Origin of the sequence: Brevirhabdus pacifica (assembly GCF_002797755.1) — a bacterium.
In the GTDB taxonomy this organism is placed as follows: domain Bacteria; phylum Pseudomonadota; class Alphaproteobacteria; order Rhodobacterales; family Rhodobacteraceae; genus Brevirhabdus; species Brevirhabdus pacifica.
Genome location: NZ_PGFI01000014.1, coordinates 1 through 24,802, shown reverse-complemented (window position 1 = coordinate 24,802; position 24,802 = coordinate 1). Strand labels below are relative to the sequence as shown.

The 24,802-nt window shown below is 65.2% G+C and carries 19 protein-coding genes and 1 tRNA gene; 3 read left to right on the top strand and 17 right to left on the bottom strand.

Annotation, left to right across the window (positions count from 1 at the left end):
• Positions 1-189: 189 nt before the first annotated feature.
• The 9 genes from rpoC to CLV77_RS13805 all read right to left on the bottom strand — a co-directional run bounded on the left by rpoC (position 190) and on the right by CLV77_RS13805 (position 12,471).
• A complete protein-coding gene (gene rpoC / locus CLV77_RS13845) occupies positions 190-4,428 on the bottom strand; it encodes a DNA-directed RNA polymerase subunit beta' (RefSeq protein ID WP_076980152.1) in 4,239 nt (1,412 codons plus the stop codon).
• 84 nt (positions 4,429-4,512) lie between these two features.
• On the bottom strand, positions 4,513-8,649 hold the full coding sequence (gene rpoB / locus CLV77_RS13840; RefSeq protein ID WP_076980151.1) for a DNA-directed RNA polymerase subunit beta: 4,137 nt from the start codon (positions 8,647-8,649) through the stop codon (positions 4,513-4,515).
• 245 nt (positions 8,650-8,894) lie between these two features.
• Complete coding sequence (rplL, locus tag CLV77_RS13835; RefSeq protein WP_076980150.1) at positions 8,895-9,275, bottom strand: 50S ribosomal protein L7/L12; 381 nt, start codon at positions 9,273-9,275, stop codon at positions 8,895-8,897.
• A gap of 61 nt (positions 9,276-9,336) precedes the next feature.
• Positions 9,337-9,855, bottom strand: coding sequence for a 50S ribosomal protein L10 (gene rplJ, locus CLV77_RS13830; protein ID WP_076980149.1), 519 nt, complete (start codon positions 9,853-9,855; stop codon positions 9,337-9,339).
• 248 nt (positions 9,856-10,103) lie between these two features.
• Positions 10,104-10,802: a 50S ribosomal protein L1 gene (rplA, locus tag CLV77_RS13825; protein ID WP_076980148.1), complete on the bottom strand. Its 699-nt coding sequence runs from the start codon at positions 10,800-10,802 to the stop codon at positions 10,104-10,106.
• A 4-nt stretch (positions 10,803-10,806) separates the two neighbouring features.
• Positions 10,807-11,235 (bottom strand): 50S ribosomal protein L11, encoded by a 429-nt coding sequence (rplK, locus tag CLV77_RS13820; protein ID WP_076980147.1) that lies wholly within the window; start codon positions 11,233-11,235, stop codon positions 10,807-10,809.
• Between the two features lie 104 nt (positions 11,236-11,339).
• On the bottom strand, positions 11,340-11,873 hold the full coding sequence (nusG, locus tag CLV77_RS13815; protein WP_076980146.1) for a transcription termination/antitermination protein NusG: 534 nt from the start codon (positions 11,871-11,873) through the stop codon (positions 11,340-11,342).
• Between the two features lie 188 nt (positions 11,874-12,061).
• Entirely contained in the window at positions 12,062-12,259 is a 198-nt protein-coding gene (secE, locus tag CLV77_RS13810; protein ID WP_076980145.1) for a preprotein translocase subunit SecE, read from the bottom strand.
• A gap of 136 nt (positions 12,260-12,395) precedes the next feature.
• Positions 12,396-12,471, bottom strand: a tRNA-Trp gene (locus CLV77_RS13805).
• A gap of 118 nt (positions 12,472-12,589) precedes the next feature.
• Here CLV77_RS13805 and CLV77_RS13800 point away from each other — a divergent pair.
• Both CLV77_RS13800 and CLV77_RS13795 read left to right on the top strand, forming a co-directional pair.
• A complete protein-coding gene (locus CLV77_RS13800; protein WP_143815139.1) occupies positions 12,590-13,438 on the top strand; it encodes a hypothetical protein in 849 nt (282 codons plus the stop codon).
• A gap of 116 nt (positions 13,439-13,554) precedes the next feature.
• Positions 13,555-14,976: a sensor histidine kinase gene (locus CLV77_RS13795; protein WP_158086726.1), complete on the top strand. Its 1,422-nt coding sequence runs from the start codon at positions 13,555-13,557 to the stop codon at positions 14,974-14,976.
• A 38-nt stretch (positions 14,977-15,014) separates the two neighbouring features.
• On the opposite strand, the gene CLV77_RS13790 is transcribed toward CLV77_RS13795, so the two are convergent.
• From CLV77_RS13790 to parC, 7 genes are all read right to left on the bottom strand, one after another.
• Entirely contained in the window at positions 15,015-15,983 is a 969-nt protein-coding gene (locus tag CLV77_RS13790; RefSeq protein WP_076981123.1) for a zinc transporter ZntB, read from the bottom strand.
• 86 nt (positions 15,984-16,069) lie between these two features.
• A complete protein-coding gene (locus tag CLV77_RS13785) occupies positions 16,070-16,369 on the bottom strand; it encodes a hypothetical protein (RefSeq protein WP_076980142.1) in 300 nt (99 codons plus the stop codon).
• Positions 16,370-16,532: 163 nt separating this feature from the next.
• Entirely contained in the window at positions 16,533-17,708 is a 1,176-nt protein-coding gene (tuf, locus tag CLV77_RS13780; protein ID WP_076980141.1) for an elongation factor Tu, read from the bottom strand.
• A gap of 89 nt (positions 17,709-17,797) precedes the next feature.
• Positions 17,798-18,439 (bottom strand): hypothetical protein, encoded by a 642-nt coding sequence (locus tag CLV77_RS13775; protein WP_197685740.1) that lies wholly within the window; start codon positions 18,437-18,439, stop codon positions 17,798-17,800.
• An 84-nt stretch (positions 18,440-18,523) separates the two neighbouring features.
• The gene (locus CLV77_RS13770; RefSeq protein WP_076980140.1) at positions 18,524-19,882 is read right to left on the bottom strand and encodes a M48 family metallopeptidase; all 1,359 of its coding nucleotides are present in this window, start codon (positions 19,880-19,882) and stop codon (positions 18,524-18,526) included.
• The gene (locus tag CLV77_RS13765; RefSeq protein WP_233128178.1) at positions 19,879-21,144 is read right to left on the bottom strand and encodes a DUF898 domain-containing protein; all 1,266 of its coding nucleotides are present in this window, start codon (positions 21,142-21,144) and stop codon (positions 19,879-19,881) included. The genes CLV77_RS13770 and CLV77_RS13765 overlap by 4 nt, the downstream gene beginning before the upstream one ends.
• 1 nt (position 21,145) lies before the next feature.
• A complete protein-coding gene (parC, locus tag CLV77_RS13760) occupies positions 21,146-23,377 on the bottom strand; it encodes a DNA topoisomerase IV subunit A (protein ID WP_076980139.1) in 2,232 nt (743 codons plus the stop codon).
• A gap of 132 nt (positions 23,378-23,509) precedes the next feature.
• Here parC and CLV77_RS13755 point away from each other — a divergent pair, with 132 nt between their 5' ends.
• Positions 23,510-24,124, top strand: coding sequence for an SH3 domain-containing protein (locus CLV77_RS13755; protein WP_076980138.1), 615 nt, complete (start codon positions 23,510-23,512; stop codon positions 24,122-24,124).
• A gap of 119 nt (positions 24,125-24,243) precedes the next feature.
• On the opposite strand, the gene CLV77_RS13750 is transcribed toward CLV77_RS13755, so the two are convergent.
• The gene (locus CLV77_RS13750; RefSeq protein WP_076980137.1) at positions 24,244-24,552 is read right to left on the bottom strand and encodes an H-NS histone family protein; all 309 of its coding nucleotides are present in this window, start codon (positions 24,550-24,552) and stop codon (positions 24,244-24,246) included.
• Positions 24,553-24,802: the final 250 nt, after the last annotated feature.

Here is a 24,802-nt window from a genome sequence, read left to right as displayed (position 1 = left end):
GCGGCCTCGGCCCGCCCCATTCCCGAACCCGGGTTTGCACCCGCCACCCCGGTTGGCCCTTGCCCCACCCCGCCCCATACCCCGGGCGAGGGCCCGGCGCCGCAAAGCAAAAGGCCCCGCCGGTGAGGCGGGGCCTTTCGTGATCTGGTGGGCGACCGGCCGCGAGGGCCGGTGCCGGAAAGCTGCGACTTACTCGTCGCGGCTTTCGGGGGCGCCCATGCCGAAGCCATCCTCGACCGGCTGCGCCGCCTCGTCCGGCGCGTTCAGCGCCAGCGCGGCCTCGGCCTCGGCCTGGCGCTGCTCGATGACCTTGCGGTCCCGCTCGGTCGCGATCTGGCGGACGCGCTTGGTAGCACCACCCGTGCCGGCGGGGATCAGGCGACCCACGATGACGTTCTCCTTGAGGCCGACCAGCTTGTCGCGCTTGCCCTGAACCGAAGCCTCGGTAAGAACGCGGGTCGTCTCCTGGAAGGACGCCGCCGAGATGAACGAGCGCGTCTGCAGCGAGGCCTTGGTGATCCCTAGCAGGATCGGCTCGCCCTGGGCGGGGCGACCGCCGCGGGCAATGGCCTTGTCGTTGGCTGCATCGAACTCGGCCTTGTCGACATGCTCGCCCTTGAGCAGCGTCGTCTCGCCGCTGTCCGAGATCTCCCACTTCTGGAGCATCTGGCGCACGATGACCTCGATGTGCTTGTCGTTGATCTTAACGCCCTGAAGGCGATAGACGTCCTGCACCTCGTTGATCATGTATTCAGCCAGAGCCTCGACACCCATGATCGACAGGATGTCGTGGGGCGCGGGGTTGCCGTCCATGATGTAGTCGCCCTTGTTGACGAAGTCACCTTCCGCGACGGGAATGTGCTTGCCCTTGGGCACCATGTATTCGACGGGCTCCATCGACTCGTCCGCCGGTTCGATCGTGATGCGACGCTTGTTCTTGTAGTCGCGACCGAAGCGGACGTAGCCGTCGATCTCGGCGATGATCGCGTGATCCTTGGGGCGACGTGCCTCGAAGAGTTCGGCCACACGCGGCAGACCACCGGTGATGTCCTTGGTCTTCGCACCTTCGCGCGGAATGCGCGCGACCACGTCACCGGCACGGACCTCCTGCCCTTCCTCGACGGACAGAACGGCGTCCACCGACATCGGGTAGGTGACCGGGTTGCCGTTGTCGTTGCGGACAGGCTCGCCATCCTCGCCGACGATCAGGATCTCGGGCTTGAGCTCGTTGCCCTTGGGGGCCGCGCGCCAGTCCATGACGATCTTCTGGGTCATGCCGGTGGCATCGTCCGTCTCGTCGCGCACGGCGATGCCGCTCACGAGGTCCACGAACTTGGCCTTACCGGCCTTCTCGGCGATGATCGGCAGGGTGTAGGGATCCCATTCGAACAGCTTGTCGCCACGGGACACCTTGGCGCCGTCCTCGACGAAGATCTTGGTGCCGTAGCCCAGCTTGTGGCTGGCCCGCTCGGCGCCGTCACCGTCGACGATCGCCAGGATCATGTTCCGGCCCATGACGATGGTCTCGCCGGCGTCGTTCTTCAGGACAACGGCGTTGCGGTACTCGATCTTGCCGTCTTGCGACGCCTCGAGGAAGGACTGCTGACCACCCTGTGCAATACCGCCGATGTGGAAGGTCCGCATCGTCAGCTGCGTGCCGGGCTCGCCGATGGACTGGGCCGCGATGATACCGACGGCCTCGCCTTCGTTGACGATCGTGCCGCGGGCAAGGTCGCGCCCGTAGCACATGGCGCAGACGCCTTCTTCTGCCTCACAGGTCAGCGGGCTGCGGATACGCATCCGCAGGACACCGGCCTGCTCGACCGCGTCGGCCTTGCGCTCGTCGATCAGCTCGCCCTTGGACAGAAGCACCTCGTCGGTGCCCGGCATCAGGACGTTCTCGGCGGCGACACGGCCAAGGATCCGCTCGGCCATCGACGACACGACCTCGCCGTCGTTGACGGCAGGCTCAGCGGTGACGGCCAGATCGGTGCCACAGTCGTGCTGACGCACGATGCAGTCCTGTGCCACGTCCACCAGACGGCGGGTCAGGTAGCCCGAGTTCGCAGTCTTGAGCGCGGTATCGGCCAGACCCTTACGGGCACCGTGGGTCGAGTTGAAGTATTCAAGAACGGTCAGACCTTCCTTGAAGTTCGAGATGATCGGCGTCTCGATGATCTCGCCCGAGGGCTTGGCCATGAGGCCGCGCATGCCGCCCAGCTGTTTCATCTGGGCGGGCGAACCACGCGCACCCGAGTGGGACATCATGTAGACCGAGTTCGGCTCCATCTCGGCACCGGCGTCGTCCTTACGAACGGCCGAGATCTCGGACATCATGGCGGCCGCAACCTCGTCCGAGCACTTGGACCAGGCGTCGACGACCTTGTTGTACTTCTCGCCCTGGGTGATCAGGCCGTCCATGTACTGCTGTTCGAACTCTTTCACCTGACCGCGGACGTCGTCCACGATCTTCCACTTGGCTTCGGGGATGGTCATGTCGTCCTTGCCGAACGAGATGCCGGCCCGGAAAGCCTCGCGGAAACCGGTGGTCATGATCTGGTCGCAGAAGATGACCGACTCTTTCTGACCGCAGTAGCGGTAGACGGTGTCGATGACCTGCTGCACCTCTTTCTTGCGCAGCAGACGGTTCACCAGATCGAAGGGCGCCTTGGCGTTCATCGGCAGAAGCGCACCCAGACGGACGCGGCCCGGCGTGGTTTCGAACCGGCGCATGACCTCGTTGCCCTCGTCGTCGATCTGCTTGAGACGCGCGGTGATCTTCGAGTGCAGGTGCACCTCGCCTGCGTCCAGCGCGTGCTGCACCTCGTCCACATCGGCGAAGACCATGCCCTCGCCCTTCATGCCCTCACGCTCCAGCGTGATGTAGTAGAGACCCAGGATCATGTCCTGCGACGGCACGATGATCGGTGCGCCGTTGGCGGGCGACAGAACGTTGTTCGTGGACATCATCAGCACGCGTGCTTCCAGCTGGGCTTCCAGCGAAAGAGGCACGTGAACGGCCATCTGGTCACCGTCGAAGTCGGCGTTGAAGGCCGAGCAGACGAGCGGGTGCAGCTGGATCGCCTTACCTTCGATGAGGATGGGCTCGAACGCCTGGATGCCAAGACGGTGCAGGGTGGGTGCACGGTTCAGCATCACCGGATGCTCGCGGATCACCTCGTCCAGGATGTCCCAGACCTCGGGGCGTTCCTTTTCAACGAGCTTCTTGGCCTGCTTCACGGTCGAGCTGAGGCCCTTCGCCTCGAGCCGCGAGTAGATGAACGGCTTGAACAGCTCCAGCGCCATCTTCTTGGGCAGGCCGCACTGGTGCAGCTTGAGCTCCGGTCCGGTCACGATGACCGAACGGCCCGAGAAGTCGACCCGCTTGCCCAGAAGGTTCTGGCGGAAGCGGCCCTGCTTGCCCTTGAGCATGTCCGACAGCGACTTCAGCGGGCGCTTGTTGGCACCGGTGATGACCCGGCCACGGCGACCGTTGTCGAACAGAGCGTCGACCGATTCCTGCAGCATCCGCTTTTCGTTGCGCACGATGATGTCGGGCGCACGAAGCTCGATCAGGCGCTTCAGACGGTTGTTGCGGTTGATGACGCGACGGTAAAGGTCGTTGAGGTCCGAGGTCGCAAAGCGGCCACCGTCCAGCGGCACCAGCGGGCGCAGCTCGGGCGGGATCACGGGGATCACGGTCAGGACCATCCACTCGGGGCGGTTGCCCGACTCGATGAAGTTCTCGACGATCTTCAGGCGCTTGATGATCTTCTTGGGCTTCAGCTCGCCGGTGGCCTCGGCCAGATCGGCGCGCAGCTGCTCGGCCTCGGACTCGAGGTCGATCGCGGCCAGCATCTCGCGGATGGCCTCGGCGCCGATGCCGGCGGTGAAGGCGTCGGTGCCGTAGGCGTCCTGGGCGTCCAGGAACTCTTCCTCGGTCATCAGCTGACCATAGGTGAGGTCCGTCAGGCCCGGCTCGATGACGACGTAGTTCTCGAAATACAGGATCCGCTCAAGATCGCGCAGGGTCATGTCCAGCATCAGGCCGATGCGCGAGGGCAGCGACTTGAGGAACCAGATGTGCGCGACGGGCGAGGCCAGTTCGATGTGGCCCATCCGCTCGCGACGGACCTTCTGCAGGGTGACTTCCACACCGCATTTCTCGCAGACGACGCCGCGATACTTCATCCGCTTGTACTTGCCGCACAGACATTCGTAATCCTTGATCGGGCCAAAGATACGCGCGCAGAACAGGCCGTCACGCTCGGGCTTGAACGTACGGTAGTTGATGGTTTCGGGCTTCTTGATCTCACCGAAGGACCACGAGAGGATCCGCTCGGGCGAGGCCAGCGACACCTTGATCTCGTCGAACTGCTTCGGCGGGGTCAGCGGGTTGAACGGGTTGTTTGTCAGTTCCTGGTTCATATTCAAATCCTTGAAGTGGGGCAGAGGGGGCGCGGCACGGACGGGCCGCCCGTCCCCTTGGGAACAGGCAGCCGCATCCGGCCGTTAGTCGTCGCCCTCCGCGTCCAGGAGTTCCATGTTGAGGCCCAGACCCCGGACCTCCTTGACCAGAACGTTGAACGATTCCGGCACGCCGGCCTCGAAGTTGTCCTCGCCCTTGACGATGCTCTCGTAGACCTTGGTGCGGCCTGCGACGTCGTCCGACTTCACCGTCAGCATCTCCTGCAGGGTGTAGGCGGCGCCATAGGCTTCCAGGGCCCAGACCTCCATCTCACCGAAGCGCTGACCGCCGAACTGGGCCTTACCACCCAGCGGCTGCTGGGTAACCAGGCTGTAGGGGCCGGTCGAACGGGCGTGGATCTTGTCGTCCACCAGGTGGTGCAGTTTCAGCAGGTACTTGACGCCCACTGTGACCTGCCGGGCGAATTGCTCGCCGGTGCGGCCATCGAACAGGACCGACTGGCCCGACATGTCGAACCCGGCCCGCTGAAGGGCGTCGTTGACATCGGCTTCCTTGGCACCGTCGAAGACGGGGGTCGCGATGGGAACACCACGCACCACGTTGTCGGCGGCCTCGACCAGACGGGTCTCGTCCATGTCGGCGATGCCCTCGTCGTAGACATCGTCGCCATAGGCGATCTTCATCGCGTCGCGCACCGGGGTCATGTCGCCGGAACGGCGGTATTCACCCAGGGCTTCGCCAATCTGCTCGCCCAGACCGCGTGCGGCCCAACCCATGTGGGTCTCGAGGATCTGACCGACGTTCATCCGCGAGGGAACGCCCAGCGGGTTCAGCACGAAGTCGACAGGCGTGCCGTCACCGAGGAAGGGCATATCCTCCATCGGAACGACCTTCGAGATGACACCCTTGTTGCCGTGACGGCCGGCCATCTTGTCGCCGGGCTGAAGCTTGCGCTTCACGGCCACGAAGACCTTGACCATCTTCATCACGCCGGGGGGCAGGTCGTCGCCGCGGCGAACCTTCTCGACCTTGTCCTCGAAACGGGCATCCAGCGACAGCTTCTGCGCCTGATACTGCTCGTTCAGGGCCTCGACGATGCTTGCGTCGGCCTCTTCCTTCAGCGCCAGCTGCCACCACAGGCCGCGGCTGAGCGTTTCCAGAAGCTCCTCGGTGATCTCCGAGTTGGGCTTGACGCCCTTGGGGCCCTTGACCGCGGTCTTGCCGAGGATCTGGGTTTTCAGACGGGCGTAGATGTTGCGATCCAGGATCGCCAGCTCGTCGTCCCGGTCACGGGCCAGACGCTCGACTTCCTCGCGCTCGATCTGCAGGGCGCGCTCGTCCTTGTCGACACCGTGACGGTTGAAGACGCGGACCTCGACGATCGTGCCGTAGTCACCCGGCGGCAGGCGCAGCGAAGTGTCGCGCACGTCCGAAGCCTTCTCGCCGAAGATGGCGCGAAGCAGCTTTTCCTCGGGGGTCATGGGGCTTTCGCCCTTGGGGGTGATCTTGCCCACAAGGATGTCGCCCGGACCGACGTCGGCACCGATGTAGACGATGCCCGCTTCGTCGAGGTTGCGCAGGGCCTCCTCGCCGACGTTGGGGATGTCGCGGGTGATCTCTTCCGGCCCGAGCTTGGTGTCGCGGGCGGCGACCTCGAACTCCTCGATGTGGATCGAGGTGAAGACGTCATCGCGCACGATCCGCTCGGAGATCAGGATCGAGTCCTCGTAGTTGTAGCCGTTCCAGGGCATGAACGCGACGACCACGTTCTTGCCGAGGGCCAGTTCGCCCAGATCGGTCGAGGGGCCATCGGCGATGACCTCGTTCTTGCCGACCGTGTCGCCCACCTTCACCAGCGGACGCTGGTTGATGCAGGTGTTCTGGTTCGAACGCTGGAACTTGCGCAGACGGTAGATGTCCACGCCGGGATCGCCCGGCTCCAGATCCTGGGTGGCGCGCACAACGATACGGGTGCTGTCCACCTGGTCGATGATGCCGCCGCGACGGGCCATGATCGCAGCGCCCGAGTCGCGGGCCACGATCTCTTCGATGCCGGTGCCCACCAGGGGTGCCTCGGCCTGAAGCAGGGGAACCGCCTGACGCTGCATGTTCGAGCCCATGAGGGCGCGGTTGGCGTCGTCGTTTTCCAGGAACGGGATCAGCGAGGCCGCGACCGACACCAGCTGCTTGGGGCTGACGTCGATGAGGTCCACGTTCTCGTTGGGCTGGAGCATGTATTCGCCGGCCTGACGGGTCGAGACCAGGTCGTTCACGAAACGGCCCTGCTCGTCGAGCTTGGCGTTGGCCTGGGCCACGGTGTGACGCATCTCTTCGGTCGCCGACATGTAGCTCACGTCATCGGTGACCTTGCCGTTCTCGACCTTGCGATAAGGCGTCTCGATGAAGCCGTACTTGTTGACACGGGCGAAGGTGGCGAGGCTGTTGATCAGACCGATGTTCGGGCCTTCCGGCGTTTCGATCGGGCACATCCGGCCATAGTGGGTCGGGTGCACGTCGCGCACCTCGAAGCCGGCGCGCTCGCGGGTCAGACCGCCCGGCCCAAGCGCCGACAGGCGACGCTTGTGCGTCACTTCGGACAGCGGGTTGGTCTGGTCCATGAACTGCGACAGCTGGCTGGAGCCGAAGAACTCGCGCACCGCAGCCGCGGCGGGCTTGGCGTTGATCAGGTCCTGCGGCATCACGGTGTCGATCTCGACCGAGGACATGCGCTCCTTGATGGCACGCTCCATCCGCAGCAGGCCGACGCGATACTGGTTTTCCATCAGCTCGCCGACGGAACGGACGCGACGGTTGCCCAGGTGGTCGATGTCGTCGATGTCGCCCTTGCCGTCACGCAGTTCGACCAGCGCCTTGATGCAGGCGATGATGTCTTCGCGGCGCAGGGTGCGCATGGTGTCGGGCGCATCCAGTGCCAGACGCATGTTCATCTTGACCCGGCCCACGGCCGACAGGTCGTAACGCTCGGAATCGAAGAACAGCGTGTCGAACAGCTGGCTTGCGGCCTCGACGGTGGGCGGCTCGCCCGGACGCATCACGCGGTAGATGTCCATGAGCGCGGTGTCGCGGCCCATGTTCTTGTCGACCACCATCGTGTTGCGGATGTAGGGACCGACGTTGATGTTGTCGATGTCCAGCACCGGGATCTCGGTGATGCCCGCGTCGGTCAGGTCCTTGAGGCTGCCGCCGGTGAGTTCGCCTTCCTTGTTGAACTCCTGCGTCAGCTCATCGCCGGCCTCGACATAGATCGCGCCGGTGTCCTCGTTGATGATGTCCTTGGCGACGAAGCGACCGACGATCTGGTCGTAGGGAACCAGGATCTCGGTGACATCACCCTTGTCGATCAGTTGCTTGACCGCGCGCGGGGTGACCTTCTTGCCGGCCTCGGCGATCACCTCGCCCGAACCGGCGTCGACGATGTCATAGGTCGGGCGGGTGCCGCGAATCCGCTCGGGGAAGAACTTGGTGGCCCAGCCTTTGTTCTTTTCCAGACGGTAGGTAACCGTATCGTAATAGGCATCCATGATACCTTCCTGGTCCAGCCCGAGGGCATAGAGCAGGGTCGTCACCGGCAGCTTGCGGCGACGGTCGATGCGGGCGAACACGATGTCCTTGGCGTCGAACTCGAAGTCGAGCCAGGAACCGCGGTAGGGGATGATGCGGCAGGCGAACAGCAGCTTGCCCGACGAGTGGGTCTTGCCCTTGTCGTGGTCGAAGAACACACCGGGCGAACGGTGCATCTGGCTGACGATCACGCGCTCGGTTCCGTTGACGACGAAGGTGCCGTTGGGCGTCATCAGGGGCATGTCGCCCATGAACACGTCCTGCTCCTTGATGTCCTTGACCGACTTGGCGCCGGTGTCCTCGTCGACATCGAACACGATCAGGCGCAGCGTCACCTTCAGGGGTGCGCTGTAGGTCATGTCACGCTGCTGACATTCCTCGACGTCGTATTTCGGCTTTTCCAGCTCGTACTTGACGAACTCAAGCACGGCGGTCTCGTTGAAATCTTTGATCGGGAAGACCGACTGGAAGACACCCTTGATGCCTTCGCCGTCCATCGGCTCGGTCTGATCACCGGATTTCAGGAACAGGTCATACGAGGATTTCTGAACCTCGATGAGATTCGGCATCTCCAGGACTTCGCGGATCTTGCCGTAATATTTGCGGAGTCGTTTCTGGCCAAGGTAGGATTGAGCCATGCGCTGCGTCACCTTCTTCTTCTCGCAGGCGCATCCACCGTCGGGCCACGGCGATGCGCCCTGTTGAGACAGGGGGTTCGGTCAATACATGGCCACCGTCCCACCGGCGACCTCCCGACCCTTGAACCACTCCTTGGCAAAAGCGTCCGCGGACGCCCTTGCCAAGACAGGTTCGGCTGGGCCCGAAAAGTCTTTCGGACCCAGCCATGTCGTGTCGTTCCGAGGGGCGCGAGGCCCCCGTCGGATTACTTGAGCTCGATCTCGGCGCCAGCTGCTTCCAGCTTGCCCTTGATGTCTTCGGCTTCTTCCTTGGAAACGCCTTCCTTGACGGCTTTTCCACCGGCTTCAACCAGCTCTTTCGCTTCTTTCAGGCCCAGGCCGGTGATGGCGCGGACTTCTTTGATGACGTTGATCTTCTGGGCGCCAGCGGCCTTCAGGATCACGTCAAACTCGGTCTGTTCCTCGCCTGCGTCGCCACCGGCGTCGCCAGCAGGACCTGCCATCATGACAGCGCCGCCAGCAGCGGGCTCGATGCCGTACTCGTCCTTGAGGATGGTTTTCAGTTCTTGTGCTTCGAGAAGGGTCAGACCCACGATCTCTTCAGCAAGTTTCTTCAGATCAGCCATAATACTGTTTCCGTTTCTCTAGATGTGTTCCAACGTCGGGTCGTGCAACCCCACGAATGTCTCAAGCCGCTTCCGCGCGCTCTTCGATTGTCGAAAGAATGCTCGCGATGTTCGAAGCAGGCGCGCCAATCGCACCGGCGATGTTCGAAGCAGGCGCACCGATCATGCCAGCGATGGTAGCAATAAGCTCCTCGCGCGACGGCATTTTCGACACGGCCTCGACACCGGCCCGGTCCAGAGCGTTCTCGCCCATAGCACCGCCAAGGATTTCGAACTTTTTGTTCTCCTTGGCGAAGTCCTCGGCCACCTTGGCTGCTGCCACGGGGTCCTCGGAATAGGTCAGAACGGTCATGCCCGTCAGATAGTCGGCAATGCTTGCGCAGGGCTTTCCATCAAGGGCGATCTTGGCGAGCTTGTTCTTGGCAACGCGAACTGCACCACCTGCGTCGCGCGCACGCGCCCGCAGATCCTGCATTTCGGCAACCGTGAGACCTTCGTAGTGGGCAACCACAACGACGCCAGAGCTTTCGAAGATTTGGCCGAGCTCTTCGACCAATTTTTCTTTCTGGGCTCTATCCACAGTTTCACTCCAATTAGGGGGTCTCCCCCCGGCTCAGTTGCGCCCTGGACCGTTGTGGCCAGGGCATTCGGGTCCGCTTCCGGGTCCCGAAAACCAGATCGCCCGAGGAGTGATCCCCAGAGAAATCGTCGTCCCGTTCCCCGTCTCAGGAAGGAATTACCGGACTTGCGCCCAACCCTCCGTCTCGGACAGGACGGGGCCGATAAGGGCCCCGCCATTCATCCCCGGCCGAGGCCGGGGGCGAATTCTCAGTTGCCGGTTGCGGACGTGATGTCCACCGACACGCCAGGCCCCATGGTGGAGCTCAGCGAAACCTTCTTCATGTAGGCGCCCTTGGCACCTGTCGGCTTGGCCTTGGCGACCGCGTCCACGAAGGCGCGGACGTTCTCGACCAGCTTGTCGACCTCGAACGAGGCCTTGCCGACGCCGGCGTGGACCACACCGGCCTTCTCGGCGCGGAACTGGACCTCGCCGCCCTTGGCGGCCTTGACGGCTTCGGCGACATCCATGGTGACCGTACCCACCTTGGGGTTCGGCATCAGGTTGCGCGGGCCCAGGACCTTACCCAGGCGGCCGACGATCGGCATCATGTCGGGCGTGGCGATGCAACGCTCGAAGTTGATCTCGCCGCCCTGGATGGTCTCCATCAGGTCCTCGGCACCAACGATGTCCGCACCGGCTTCCTTGGCTTCGTCTGCCTTGGCGCCACGGGCGAAGACGGCGACGCGAACGGTCTTGCCGGTGCCGTTGGGCAGGGTCACCTTGCCGCGGACCATCTGGTCGGCGTGGCGCGGGTCGACACCCAGGTTCATCGCAATCTCGACGGTCTCGTCGAATTTGGTCTTGGAGTTGTCCTTAATCAGGGCAATCGCCTCCTCGACGGTGAGGTCGTGCTTGTCGGCGAAGGCGGCCTTGGCGGCTGCTGTGCGTTTTCCGGTCTTTGCCATGATCTTAACCTTTCACCTCGATACCCATCGAACGGGCCGAGCCCAGGATGATCTGCATTGCACCCTCGATGTCGTTCGCGCTGAGGTCCTTCATCTTGGTCTCGGCGATCTCGCGCACCTGAGCGACGGTCACGTAACCGGCGGTCTCACGGCTGGGGGTCTTGGCGCCGGACTTCAGCTTGGCGGCCTTCTTCAGCAGGTAGGACGCCGGGGGCGTCTTGATGTCCATGGTGAAGGACTTGTCCTGGTAGTAGGTGATCACGGTCGGACAGGGGGCACCCTGCTCCATCTCCTGCGTCTTGGCGTTGAACGCCTTGCAGAATTCCATGATGTTGATGCCGCGCTGACCCAGGGCGGGGCCCACGGGCGGCGACGGGTTTGCCTGGCCCGCGGGGACCTGGAGCTTCATCGTACCAGCTACTTTCTTGGCCATGTGGCCTCTCCTTTTTCAACACCTCCGGGTCGCGACCCGCAGGTTTCGGTTGGCGTGGTGCGGATCGGCGGACGCGTCCACCTCCCCTCCCACGCGGGGCACGGTCAGATCTCTTTCGAGACTTCCGTGTATTCCAGTTCGACCGGGGTCGCCCGGCCGAAGATCGACACCGACACCTTGAGGCGCTGGTTGTCGTCGTCCACTTCCTCGACCATACCGTCGAACCCTTCGAAGGGTCCGCCGTTGACCTTGACCTTCTCGCCGACCTCGAAGGAGATCAGTTGACGCGGGGCCTCCTGGCCTTCCTCGACGCGGTTGAGGATCTGGTTCACCTCGGCGTCGCGCATGGGCATCGGCTTGCCCTGGGGACCGAGGAACCCGGTCACCCGGTTGATCGAGTTGATCAGGTGATAGCCGCGATCCGACATCTCCATCCGCACCAGCACATAGCCGGGCATGAAGCGCCGCTCGGCGGTCACCTTCTTGCCGCGCCGGACCTCGATCACCTCTTCGGTGGGGACCAGCACTTCCTCGATCTCGTCCTCAAGACCGGCGGCGGCCACGTCATGCCGGATCTGCTCGGCGATCTTTTTCTCGAAGTTCGAGAGGACGCTTACCGAATACCACCGTTTCGCCATCTGTCTCGTCACCTCGGGCCTGACCGGCGCAGGGCCGGAAAATCGTTGAAATCTCAGACGGTTGAACCGCCCTTCCCGGAATAAAAAGCGGCGCGCAACACGAATCGGTGCACGCCTGATCTGGGATTGCCGCCCGCATTACAGCCACGGGGCCGTGAATTCAAGGGCTTGGAATCGCTCAGGCAGGATCAGCCGAAAAAGCCAAGCACCGCCTGAAGCCCGCTGCGGATGATGAAATCCACGAAAAAGAAGAACACGGCCGTCAGCGAGGCCATCACGAAGACCATCGCCGTGGTCAGCAGAACCTCGCGCTGGGTCGGCCATACGACCTTCGCGACCTCGGCCCGGACCTGCTGCATGAATTTGAGTGGGTTCGCCATCGCCATTGCGCGCGCCTTCGTCTTGGGTTCGATGCGGCTCAATATCGGGATGAGGGGACGAGTTCAACCCGCTTGTCGGGCCGTCCGCGATCGGGCGTCCCCCCGGAAGCGGCCAGCGATTGCGGGCGATCCGGTGCCGGCCTGGCAGGGGCGGAGGGACTCGAACCCACGACCCTCGGTTTTGGAGACCGATGCTCTACCAACTGAGCTACACCCCTAGGCCGGGGGTCGTCCTATGGCAGGGCGGGGATGAAATCAAGTGGCCTTTTCATCCCTCCGGCTGGTTTCGCGCGGCCAGGTTTGCTACCCCCGTGAAGGGGCGACAAGGACATGGACGTGAGTGACCGACTGAAGGAACTGCAGGGGCGCCCCTGGCTGGACATTCCCTATTATTCGCTGGGCAGCGCCCGCCGCGTGCCCACCATGCTGAGCCGCCACGAACAGCTGCTTTATTATTGGCTGGGGGCGGTCTGGGCCCGGGGGGTCGGGGAATTCGTCGATGTCGGCTCCTATGTCGGCGGATCCACCGCCTGCCTGGCCGAGGGGCACATCACCGCCAACCTTCCGACCCGCATCCACGCCTTCGACCGCTTCACCTCCAGCGAGGCGCTGAAGCGCCGGATGCTCTACGCCGCCGGGATTGACCCTTTCGAGGGCGAGGACATCCTGCCTCTGGCCAAGGAACTGCTGAAACCCTGGGCCGGCCGCGTCACCTTCCACCATGGCGAGATCACCGACCAGACCTGGGACGGCTCCCCGATCGAGGTTCTGACGCTGGATGCCTCGAAGGTGGCGCTGAAGACCGACGCGATGGCGCGGATGTTCCTGCCCGCGATGGTGCCCGGCCAATCGGTCCTGGTGCAGCAGGACTACCTGCATTGCTCGCAGCCCTGGATTGCCGCGCAGATGGAGCTTCTGGCCGACCACTTCGCCCCCGTCGGCCACTGCCCCGACGACAGCATGGTCTATCTCTGCACCCGGCAGGTCGACGAGGAGGCGCTGGAGCGGGCCGAGATCGGCCTGCTGACCGACGCCGAGATATTCGACCTTCTAGATGCCGCGCGCGCGCGGCACGCGGGGCGCGGCCTGGACGACCGGTTCGACATGATGATCCGGGCGCTGGAGGCCAATCCAGACAAGCGGATCGCCTGGCAGTTCACGCCCGCGCCCCCACCGGCGGAGTGACGCGCGTCCCGCCGATCTAGGTTGCGCAGGCTGATATTGTCCGTCACTCTGTCCACATGGACAGCCCGGACCGGATGGTTTCCCTCGGGCTATGGAGACCCATGGACCAAATCGAGATGCTGCGTAAGATTGATCCCGCCGAAATCGTTGCCAGCCTGAACGAAAGCCTGCTGGTGCTGAATGACAGGCTGGAGGTCATCTTCGTGAACGATACCTTCCTGGAAACCTTCGGTGTCGATCGGGACGCCACCCTGAACCGCCCCCTGGCAGAGCTGGGGTCGGGCCAATGGGCACGTGCCGGACTGACTTCGGCCCTCGAGGCGGTGAAGGCCGGCGGTCCGCCCCTCAAGGGCTACCTGATCGATGCGCAATTTCCCGTGATCGGGCGCCGGGTGATGCGCCTCAACGCGCGGATGACCCGCCCTGTGGACGGCGGCGCCCCCCAGCTTCTGGTGGCCTTCGAGGATGTCACCGTGGAGACTGACCTGGAACACGCGCTGGACCGCCAGCGGCGGGTTTCCAAGGGCGTGATCGACACCCTGCGCGAACCCTTCCTGGTCCTGGACGAGAACCTGGTCGTGAAAACCGCCAGCCGCTCCTTCTACCAGAAGTTCCGCGTCGAGGAGCACCAGACGATCGGCCTGCCGCTGGTCGAGCTGGGCAACGGACAGTGGAACATCCCCGCGCTGGTGGAGCTTCTGACCAACGTGATCCCGGACAACATCACGGTCGAGAATTACGAGATCACCCATGATTTCGAATCCATCGGCCAACGGGTGATGAGCCTCAACGCGTGCAAGATCTTCCGCGAGGGCAACAACTCCCGCACCATCCTTCTGGCCCTTGAGGATCTGACCGACCGCCGCCAGCTCGAGGCCGAGCGCGAGGCCGCCCTGGCCCAGGCCAACCGGCTGCTGGTCGAGTTGAACCACCGGGTGATGAACTCGCTCAGCATGATCGGCTCGGTCATCGCGCTGGAGGCGCGCAACCTGACGGATGTGGAATGCCGCGCGGCCTTCGACCGGATGCGCGCGCGCATTGGCGCCGTCGCCGCCCTTTACCGCAACCTGTCGCACGCGGGTTCGATCGACACGGTCGATGGCGAGAAATACCTCAGCGCCCTGCTCGAGGGGGTCGTCGCCGCCAACCAGCGCCGGGGCCTGAAACTTGAGCTCGATGTCACCGGCGTCAGCGTCCCGCTCTCGACCCGGCTGGCCGTGCCCTTGGGCCTCATCATCAACGAGCTTGCGACCAACAGCTTCAAATACGCCTTCACCGATCGGGAAAACGGCGTGCTGGGCCTGCGGATGGAACTGGCGCAAGAGGTGCTGAAACTGACGGTCTGGGACAACGGGGTCGGCATCGACGCCGATGCGCGGGTCGATTCGGGGCTGGGCCAGAAGCTGACCAGCGCCTTCTGCCGCCAGATCGACGCGACGCTGGAACGCGAAAGCGGTGCCAACGGCACCAGCCATGTGCTCAGCGTGCCCCTGCGGCCCACCTTCGACGAGCTGTCGCCGGCATCCGCCGCCGGCTGATCGGCCCCGGTCTCGGCCCCAGTTTTGACCGGGCGCGCCTAGCGCCGCCGTATCCTGCGCAGCCACAGGATGCTGAGCCCCGTCACCACCAACAATCCCGCCACGAAAAGCCAGAACCCGTTGGGCGAGTCGGCCCCCGGCATGCCGCCCAGGTTGATCCCCATCAGCCCGGTCAGGAACCCCAACGGCAGGAAGATCGCCGAGACAATCGACAGGAAGTAGAGGTGCTGGTTCTGCCGGTCCGACAGGGCCGCCGCCAGCTCGTCCTTGACGACTTGGGCCCGCTCTCGGATCGCGTCCAGATCCTCGATCGTGCGCAGGAGCCGGTCCTGCGATTCCAGCAGCCGCCGGCGATCAAGATCGTCCAGCATGTCGTTGGGATGATCGCGCAGCGCCGCCACCGCGTCCCGCTGCGGGGCGATGTAGCGGCGGAAGGTGATGGCCCGCCTGCGCACCTCGGTGATGGGACGGCGCAGGGCCGGCGAGGCCTCGTCGATGACCTCTTCCTCAAGGCTGTCGGCCTCGTCGTCCAGCGCCCTGAGCAGCGGCTCCATCCGGTGGGTCAGCCGTTCGATCAACAGCGACAGGAAGGCGCCCGCATCCTCGGGCCCCTGCCCCGCGCGGATCCGCTCTACGATATCGCCCACGGCCTTCAGCTGCCGGCGCTGTAGCGAGATGATGCGATGCGGGTCGATCCACAAGCGGATCGAGACCATGTCTTCGGGATCCGCCCCCTCGTTCAGATTGACGCCGCGCAGGAACACCAGCACGCCGTCGCCGATGGGGGTCGCCCGGGGACGGGTCTCCTCGGCCAGCAGGGCCTCGACCGCGTGGGGATCCAGATAGGGGACGTTCTCGGCGATCCAGTCGGCGGCGCCGGGGTCGAGCGCATCGAGATGCACCCACGCCAGATCGTCCGAGCGCAGCAGCCGGGCGATCTCGGGGCCGGAAAGGGCCTGGCCCCGCTGGTCGCCCGACAGGGCGTAGGAGAAAAGGATATGACGCATGAGGGCCATGGTTCGGCGATCACGCCGCCCTTGGCAAGGCCCTAGCGCGGGCTGGCCCACGTCGGGCCGGCCCGGTCACGGCGTGCCTACCGGCGGGTGGTGAACTGGCACAGAAGCGGCAGGCAGTCGCCCAGCGTGCCCCGGACCAGGCCGATGATGTCGCCGGTGCCGCGATCGCTGTGGATCAGGTGGTTGATCTGGGCCACCTGGGCATCGCTCAGCAGGTCCACGTCGACCGGATCGCCCGGCAGCATGATCGCCAGCTCGGCCTTCAGCCCGTCGCGCATCCGCTCCAGCCCGGCCTGAGCGGGCGACGGGGCGAGGCCCGCGGCAAGGGTGGCGGCAAGAACGGCCGGGACCGCAGCCCGGCAAAGGATCGAATTCATCGCGAAATCTCCCGGCGCGGCGCGCGGACCGAAGATCCCCGCGCATCTGGCGCCCAATGAAAAGGGCCGGTCCCCTGAAGGACCGGCCCCGATGGTAGCACGTGACCGCGCCACCACAAGTTCCTGCAAGCGGCCGCCAAGCGCGTCGGCGGCCAATCGCGGATCAGGCGATGATCTTGGAGACGACGCCGGCGCCGACGGTGCGGCCGCCTTCGCGGATGGCGAAGCGGAGGCCGTTTTCCATGGCGATCGGTGCGATCAGCTCGACCTCGAACTTCAGGTTGTCGCCGGGCATGACCATCTCGGTGCCCTCGGGCAGGGTGACGGTGCCGGTGACGTCCGTGGTGCGGAAGTAGAACTGCGGACGGTAGTTGGCGAAGAACGGCGTGTGACGGCCACCCTCGTCCTTGGTAAGGATGTAGGCCTCGGCCTCGAACTTGGTGTGGGGCGTGACCGAGCCGGGCTTGCACAGCACCTGGCCGCGCTCGACGCCTTCACGGTCGACACCGCGCAGCAGCGCGCCGATGTTGTCGCCGGCCTCACCGCGGTCCAGCAGCTTGCGGAACATCTCGACACCGGTGCAGGTGGTCTTCTTGGTGTCGCGGATGCCGACGATCTCGATCTCGTCGCCGACGTTGATGACGCCACGCTCGACACGGCCGGTCACGACGGTGCCGCGGCCGGAGATCGAGAACACGTCCTCGATCGGCATCAGGAAGGGCTGGTCGACCGCACGCTCGGGCGTGGGGATGTACTCGTCGACGGCGGCCATCAGTTCCTTGATCTTGTTCTCGCCGATCTCGGGATCGCGGCCTTCCATGGCAGCCAGGGCCGAGCCTGCGATGATCGGGATCTCGTCACCGGGGTAGTCGTAGGAGGACAGCAGTTCGCGGATCTCCATCTCGACGAGCTCCAGCAGCTCCTCGTCGTCGACCTGGTCGACCTTGTTCATGAAGACGACCATCTTCGGGATGCCGACCTGGCGACCCAGCAGGATGTGCTCGCGGGTCTGGGGCATCGGACCGTCGGCGGCGTTCACGACCAGGATCGCGCCGTCCATCTGGGCGGCACCGGTGATCATGTTCTTGACGTAGTCGGCGTGGCCGGGGCAGTCGACGTGGGCGTAGTGACGGGCCTCGGTCTCGTACTCGACGTGGGCGGTCGAGATGGTGATGCCGCGGGCCTTCTCTTCGGGCGCGCCGTCGATCTGGTCATAGGCGCGGAAGTCGCCGAAATACTTGGTGATCGCAGCGGTCAGCGTGGTCTTGCCGTGGTCAACGTGGCCGATCGTGCCGATGTTGACGTGCGGTTTGTTACGCTCAAACTTAGATTTGGCCATGTGTCGGACGCCTCGTCTGTTGGGGGGGCAACCTCTGCCCGGTTCGATATCGCGGGCGATCTATCCATTTGACCGCCGGAAATCAAGCGTCAGTTGGCGCTGACGGCAGATTTGGCGGCGGTCGACGCAGATGCCGTCCCCGGGGCGGTCCCGGCGGTGGCCGCGGCGGCTGCCCCGGCAGCGACGGGCGCGGGCCCCTCGAACCACTGGGGATTGGCGCGCAGGTATTTCTCGATCGCGCGCGCCGCGTTCTCGGTCAGGTTCTTCAACTGGACCTCGCGGCTCTGAGTCAGGCCCGAGCCGACGATCGTCTCGCCCGAGATCTGCTCGAGCACCGTGATCTGGTGCGACCGCTCGGTGGTCTTGGCGCCCTTGGCGTCGTCCCAGACATTGACGCTGATGATCAGTGCGGATTTCGGCGAGGCCACCACGGGCACCCCCGGCACGGCCAGCAGGAAGCCGTCGATGTTGACGCCCAGGTGATAAAGCTTCTCACCCTCGTAGCGGCCCATGCGGTCCTGGATGGCGCCGGTCAGGGTCGATTTGAGTTCCTCGGCGGACGCCGGGCGCGACAGGGGCAGCTTGGTCGCGTTCTTGGCCACGACGATGTTGTGGCCCAGGCGGAAGTTGCCCAGCGGTTCGGGTTTCTCGGCCAGGTCGGCGGTGCCGCCGCATGCGGCAAGCGCGGTCAGGGCGAGGACGCCGGCCAGGCGGCTGATCGTGGCGAACATGGAAACTCCTATCAAGACCTTGGCCATCCTTTAGCCCGTGGGACGTCCGGGCGCAATTCACGGCTGCGTCCGGGCGCGGGCGTCCTAGCGGCAGATCCGGCGCAGGGCGCGCCATTCGGCACTGTCCATCAGCGGCACGCGGGCCAGCTCATCACCCAGCCCCGCCTTGCGATCCGCCTCGCGCGCGGCGCGGATGCGCCGGGACAGGGCGGGATGGGACGAAAAATGGCCAAAGATCCCCTCCTCCTCCGCCTCGGCGTCATCGGGCGGCCCGGACCCGCCGTCTTCCGTGGTCGGCAGGTCGCGCCACGGGGGGATGGGCTGTCCGCCGGCGGCGTCGCTACCTTCCTCGTCGTCGCCGTGGGGCTGCTCTCCTTCCTCGTAGCTTCCGCCCGGGTCGTGGGGGCTGGGCGTGGGCGGGGCGTCCTCTGCCGCGCGCATGCGTTCGAACATGGCGCCCAGCGCCCCGGGGGGCAGGCCGGCGCGGGTCAGCAGGTCGTGGGAATAGGCGTCGGCGGCCAGCTCGGCGTCGCGGGAATAGCGAGCCTCGATCAGCCTCTCGGTCAGGACCAGCACCAGGGTGCCACCCGCGAAATCCCCCATCAGAAGCCCCAGCACCCCGACCGAGCCGGCCGTGCGCAGCGCGGCGCGGGTGGGATCGCGGGCAGCCACATGGCCCAGTTCGTGTGCCAACACGGCCGCCAGTTCTTCGGGGGTGCCGGCGGCCTCGATCAACCCGCGAAACAGGACCACGTGCCCGCCCGGCAGTGCGAAAGCGTTGACCATGGGATGGTCCAGCACGTGCAGGCTAAGCGGATAGGGCAGGCCCGCGTAGGGGCGGAAACGGTCGACCATCAGCTCCAGCGCCTCGGTCCCACGGGGGGCATCGCAAATGGCGACGGTGCGGCCGCTCTCGTCGGTCAGGGCGGTGCGGATCTGCTCGAAAGTCGTGTCGCCCAGCGCCTTTTCGCCGCCCGGCGGGATGAGCGGCGCAAGCTGGTCGGCCATCAGCGGCACCAGCAGGAAGACGATCGCCAGGACGGAACCGACGGCGGCGGTGCCCCAGGCCGCGATGCGCCCGCGCCCGGCCACCGGCACCATGCGCCCGACCGGCACGGCGTGGGCGCGAAGCTGCCGGGTGAGCGCCCCCTCGGCGACCAGCAGCCGCGCCATCGGCGCCCCGGCCGAAGTCAGCAACAGATCCCCGCCCGCCTGGTCCCGCAGACGGCGCAGCCCCGAAAGCGGCCAGCGGCGAGCGGCCCCCTCGGGCAGGGTGATGACCAGCGCGGCCTCCTGCCCCGAATCCCCGGGATCCAATGCGAGGGCCACGCGCTGCACCCGTGCACGGGTGCCGTCGAAATAGTCGGCGAAGCCGGCCAGCTCGGATGCGCCCGGCGCCTCGGCCGCCCGGTTCCGCCGGAAGAAGAAGCGGCGCCCGCTCATATCCCCGCCCCCAGGTCCAGCGCCTCGGCCAGGCCGTCGGCCTCGGCAAAGCTGTCGGCGCCGCGCTGATGCACCTGCGCCAGGGCCAGCGGGTCGGTGATGGTCAGCGTCTCGGCGTAATGGGCAAGGACCGGCATCGTCACGAAGACCTGCCGCAGCACACCCCACAGGATGAAGAAGGCGAAATAGGCGGTCACACCCACCGCGCCCTGGACCAGCAGCGGGGCCGATCCCAAGCGCTCCAGCACGTCGGGCGCGCCTTGAGAGAGGGCGGCGAAGGCCCCCTCGGCCAGCCCCACCAGCAGCGCCAGAAGAACCCCGAGGGGGATCAGCGCCAGCAGCATCAGCAGGATCGCCAGCAGGTTGCCGAACACCTGGATCCGCAGCACCCGCCCCGTCCGCGCGGCAGAACGCAGGCCTGTCGCGGGAACCGATACCTCGCCCGGCGCCTCCAGCCCGCTCTCCCCGGGAAGGACCAGACGCTTTCCCGCTGTCAGAATGCGAAAGCTGCGCACCCGGTAGTGCAGCACCCCGACCACGAACCAGGCCAGGCCCGCCGCGATCACGATTACCGACAGATCGCCGATCTCCCCCTCGGGGTCGGCGAGGAACAGCATCGACGCCCCCGCCAGCAGCACCAGCGCGCCCAGGCCCGCGTGGATCCCCCCGCGATAGAGGCTTTGCCAGCGGCCGGTTTGCTCCAGCCGCGCGTCGCCGAACCAGGTCCGGTCGGTGCGGAATTTCTCAAGCGCGAAGGTCATGCGCGGCCATAGCAGGCCCAGCGATAGGATGGTCACCGCCCAATGGGCCATCGCCCGCCAGGCATAGCCCCAGGCCGCGGGCTCCGACCCGAAGCGGATGCCCCGCCAGCGGGTCCGGGCCAACATGTAGCGCCGGGCGCGGTAGCGGGCGTAGAAAACCACCGGGATCAGCCCCACGAACGAGGCCGAGTAGGCAAAGGCGTCCCCGCCCAGCAGGGTGAAGGCCAGGAACATCAGCACCAGGTTTACCACGCCGATGTAGAAGGCCAGGAACGCCACCGCGATCAGGAAGCCCAGAAGCTTCTCCAGCGGGTCGCCCACGTATTCCAGCGGATGACCGCCTGGCCGGATCGCGGACCAGTACCAGCGGCGCAGGCGGGTCTTCATCCAGAACCGGTAGAAGCCCAGCGTCAGCACCGTTAGAAGCGAGGTGCGCAGCGCCAGACCGAACAACGCGCCCCGCCTGCCAGCGAAACGCGTGTTCAGATCGGGCAGGATCATCTCAGTTGAACCGGTTGTCCCGCGGGAAGCCGCGCGGCGCCATGCGACCGGCCCCGGCCCGCTTGCCCGTCCATTCCTCAAGCTCGGTCTGGGTGCGGGTTCGGCCGGCCGGATCCTTCCAGCTGAGCCCTTCGGTCAGGGTGAAGGTGGTCAGGTCGCTCAATCCGCCGTCTTTGTACTTTTGCAGGCGGACGCCCTTGCCCCGGCCCATCTCGGGCAGCTCGTCAATGGGGAAGACCAGCACCTTGCGGTTCTCCCCGACCACGGCCACGTGATCGCCACTGACCGGGTGGCAGACCTTGGCCACCGTGTCGCCGCGCACGTTCAGAACCTGGCGCCCGGTGCGGGTCTGGGCCAGCACGTCGACCTCGGGCACGATGAACCCGTCCCCCGCGGACGAGGCCACCAGCAGGCGACGCCCGGCCTCATGGGTGAAGAGGTCCACGATCTCGGCCTCGTTCGGAAGATCCACCATCAGGCGCAGCGGCTCGCCCATGCCCCGCCCGCCCGGCAGGGTCGAGGCCGAGACGGTATAGAAACGCCCATTGGTGCCGAAGACCAGCAACCGGTCGGTGGTTTCGGCGTGGAAGGCAAAGCGGGGGCCGTCGCCATCCTTGAACTTGAACTCCTGATCCAGCGCGATGTGCCCCTTCATGGCGCGAATCCAGCCCATTTGCGAGCAGACCACCGTCACCGGCTCGCGGTCGATCATGGCTTCCAGCGGGACCTCCTCGACCACGCCGGCCTCGGCGAATGTGGTGCGGCGGGCGCCGCCCTCGTAGGTGCGGCCGAACTGGCGACGGGTCTCGCGCAGCTGCTCGGCGATGCGCTGCCACTGCAGCTCTTCGCTGGCCAGCAGGTCCTCGAGGCCCGCGCGCTCCAGCAGAAGGGCCTCATGCTCGCGCTTCAGCTCCATCTCTTCGAGACGGCGCAGCGAACGCAGGCGCATGTTCAGAATGGCCTCGGTCTGCACGTCGGTCAGGTCGAACTCGGCCATCATCACGGGCTTGGGCTCATCCTCGGTGCGGATGATCTCGATCACCCGGTCGAGGTTGAGGAAGGCGACGATATAACCTTCGAGCACCTCAAGCCGGTGGTCGATCTTGTCCAGCCGGTAGCGCGAGCGGCGCAGCAGCACCTCGCGGCGGTGGGCCAGAAACGCCTGCAAAACCTCGCGCAGCGAACAGACCTTGGGCGTCAGCCCGTCGATCAGCACGTTCATGTTGAGCGAGAAGCGCACCTCGAGGTCCGAGTGCCGGTAGAGCATGTTCATCAGAACGTCGGGGCTGACGTTCTTGGACTTGGGCTCCAGCACCAGCCGGACATCATCGGCGCTTTCGTCGCGCACGTCGCCAAGGATCGGGATCTTCTTGGTCTGGATGATCTCGGCGATCTTCTCGATCAGCTTGGATTTCTGGACCTGATAGGGGATCTCGGTGACCACGACCTGCCACTGGCCACGGCCCAGTTCCTCGACCTCCCAGCGGCAGCGCAGGCGGAACGACCCCCGCCCTGTGCGATAGGCCTCAAGGATGTTCTCGCGCGGCTCGACCAGCACGCCGCCGGTCGGGAAATCGGGGCCGGGCACATGCTCCAGCAGCGTCTCGTCGCGGGCGTTGGGCGATTTGATCAGATGCAGGCAGGCGTTGCACAGCTCTTCGATGTTGTGGGGCGGGATGTTGGTCGCCATGCCCACCGCGATCCCGCTGGAGCCGTTGGCCAACAGGTTCGGGAAGGCCGCCGGCAGCACCACGGGTTCGGTCAGCGTGCCGTCGTAATTCTCGCGGAAGTCGACGGCGTCTTCGTTCAGACCCTCAAGCAGCGCCTCGGCGACGGCGGTCATGCGGGCTTCGGTGTAGCGGCTGGCGGCCGGGTTGTCGCCGTCGATGTTGCCGAAGTTGCCCTGCCCGTCGACCAGCGGGTAGCGGACGTTGAAGTCCTGCGCCAGACGCGCCATCGCGTCGTAGATCGCGGCATCGCCATGGGGGTGATAGTTGCCCATCACGTCGCCCGAAATCTTGGCCGACTTGCGGAAGCCTCCGTTCGAGCTGAGGCGCAGTTCGCGCATGGCATAGAGGATGCGGCGGTGAACCGGTTTCAGCCCGTCGCGGGCGTCGGGCAGGGCCCGGTGCATGATCGTCGAGAGCGCATAGGTCAGGTAACGCTCGCCAATCGCGCGGCTGAGGGATTCCGAAAGTTCGTCGGACGGAGCTGTGTCGGTGATGTCGTTCATCCAGTCGTGATAGCCGTGCCACCGTTACACGTAAAGCACGTGCGGGGAAGGATCGTGAACTTTCCCCGTAACCCTGTGGCACGGCATCTGCTAGCTTTGCGGAGTACGAGTTTTCACGAGGGTTTTTTCCCAATGCTTCGCCTTACTTCCCTCCTGGCGGCCGCCATCGTCGTGGTCATGGCCGCTTTTGGACAGATCGACCCCGAGGGTCGTGACGATATCGCATACGAGTCCGACGACGGATCCTCCGGCCTGCTGGCCCGCTCGGACGGCACAGTCATCCTGACCCCCGAAGAGATCGACCGCATCGCCGTCGAGGCCGCACTTGAGCGTGCGCGCCAGCGCCGCGACGACGTCGCGATCCTGCGCGACGGCGAAAGCCGCGCGGCCCGCATGTCCATCGACAATATCGAACAGGTTACCTACCGCGCCGATCCCGACCGGATCGCCGTTCCGGCCGCCGCAATCGATGCCGCCGTGGCCCGCGCCATCCAGCCCGCGTCTGCGGATGCGGCCGGGGATGCGACCGCCGCCCTGCCCGAGTTTCTTGCCAGCCACGTGGTCACGGGCTCGGCCGTCAACCTGCGCGAGGGGCCCGGCACCTCATACGCGCGGCTGGAGGCATTGCCCCGCGGCACCCGCGTCGAGGTCCTGTCGCGCAATGTGGGCGGCTGGGCCCGCCTGCGGCTTGCCGATGGCACCACCGGGTTCATGGCTTCAAACTACCTGGGCGCGCCCGACCGCTGACCCTGCAAATGAAAAAGAGCGTGGCCCGCCATGGGACACGCTCTTGATCGCATTGGCTCGGATCCGTCACGCCGCCTTCAATGGACGCGATCGGCGCGGGCATACCCGCGAATTCCGCCTCAGTCCTTTCCGATCAGGAAATCCTCTAGGTCGCGGCCCGATTGCTCGATCCATTTCGGGCGGCGACCACGGCCGGACCACGTTTGCTCGGGGGCTTCGGGATTGCGGTATTTCGGGGGGGCCTTCGATTTCTTTTGGGACTTGCTCAGAAGTTCCTCGAGGGAATAACCCTTTTCGCGTGCAAGCTGTTGCAGGTCCCGGCGCACCTGATCGCGCTCACGCTCCTTGCCTGACTCGATTGCCTTGTCGACCTCCTTGCGCAGGCTCTGCAGCTCCGCAACGGTCATGCTCCCCAGATCGATTCCCATTCCAACTCGCCCTTTGGTTGTTTCGATTTATTTTATGCACAATTAAATTGGACAGATCAAGCCTGTCGCGTACGGAATTGCGTTTTTGAAACGTATGGTGAGCGATCTGTTTGATCCGGATGAAATCGAATTAAGTTGCGCTTTCACTAATACGTGGCTCTGTTGCACAAATCGCGTGAGGGATTCATCTTGTGAATCCAGCGTGGTAGCCGGGCTCCATGAGCAAACCGACATCCCCGACCTACAAGAC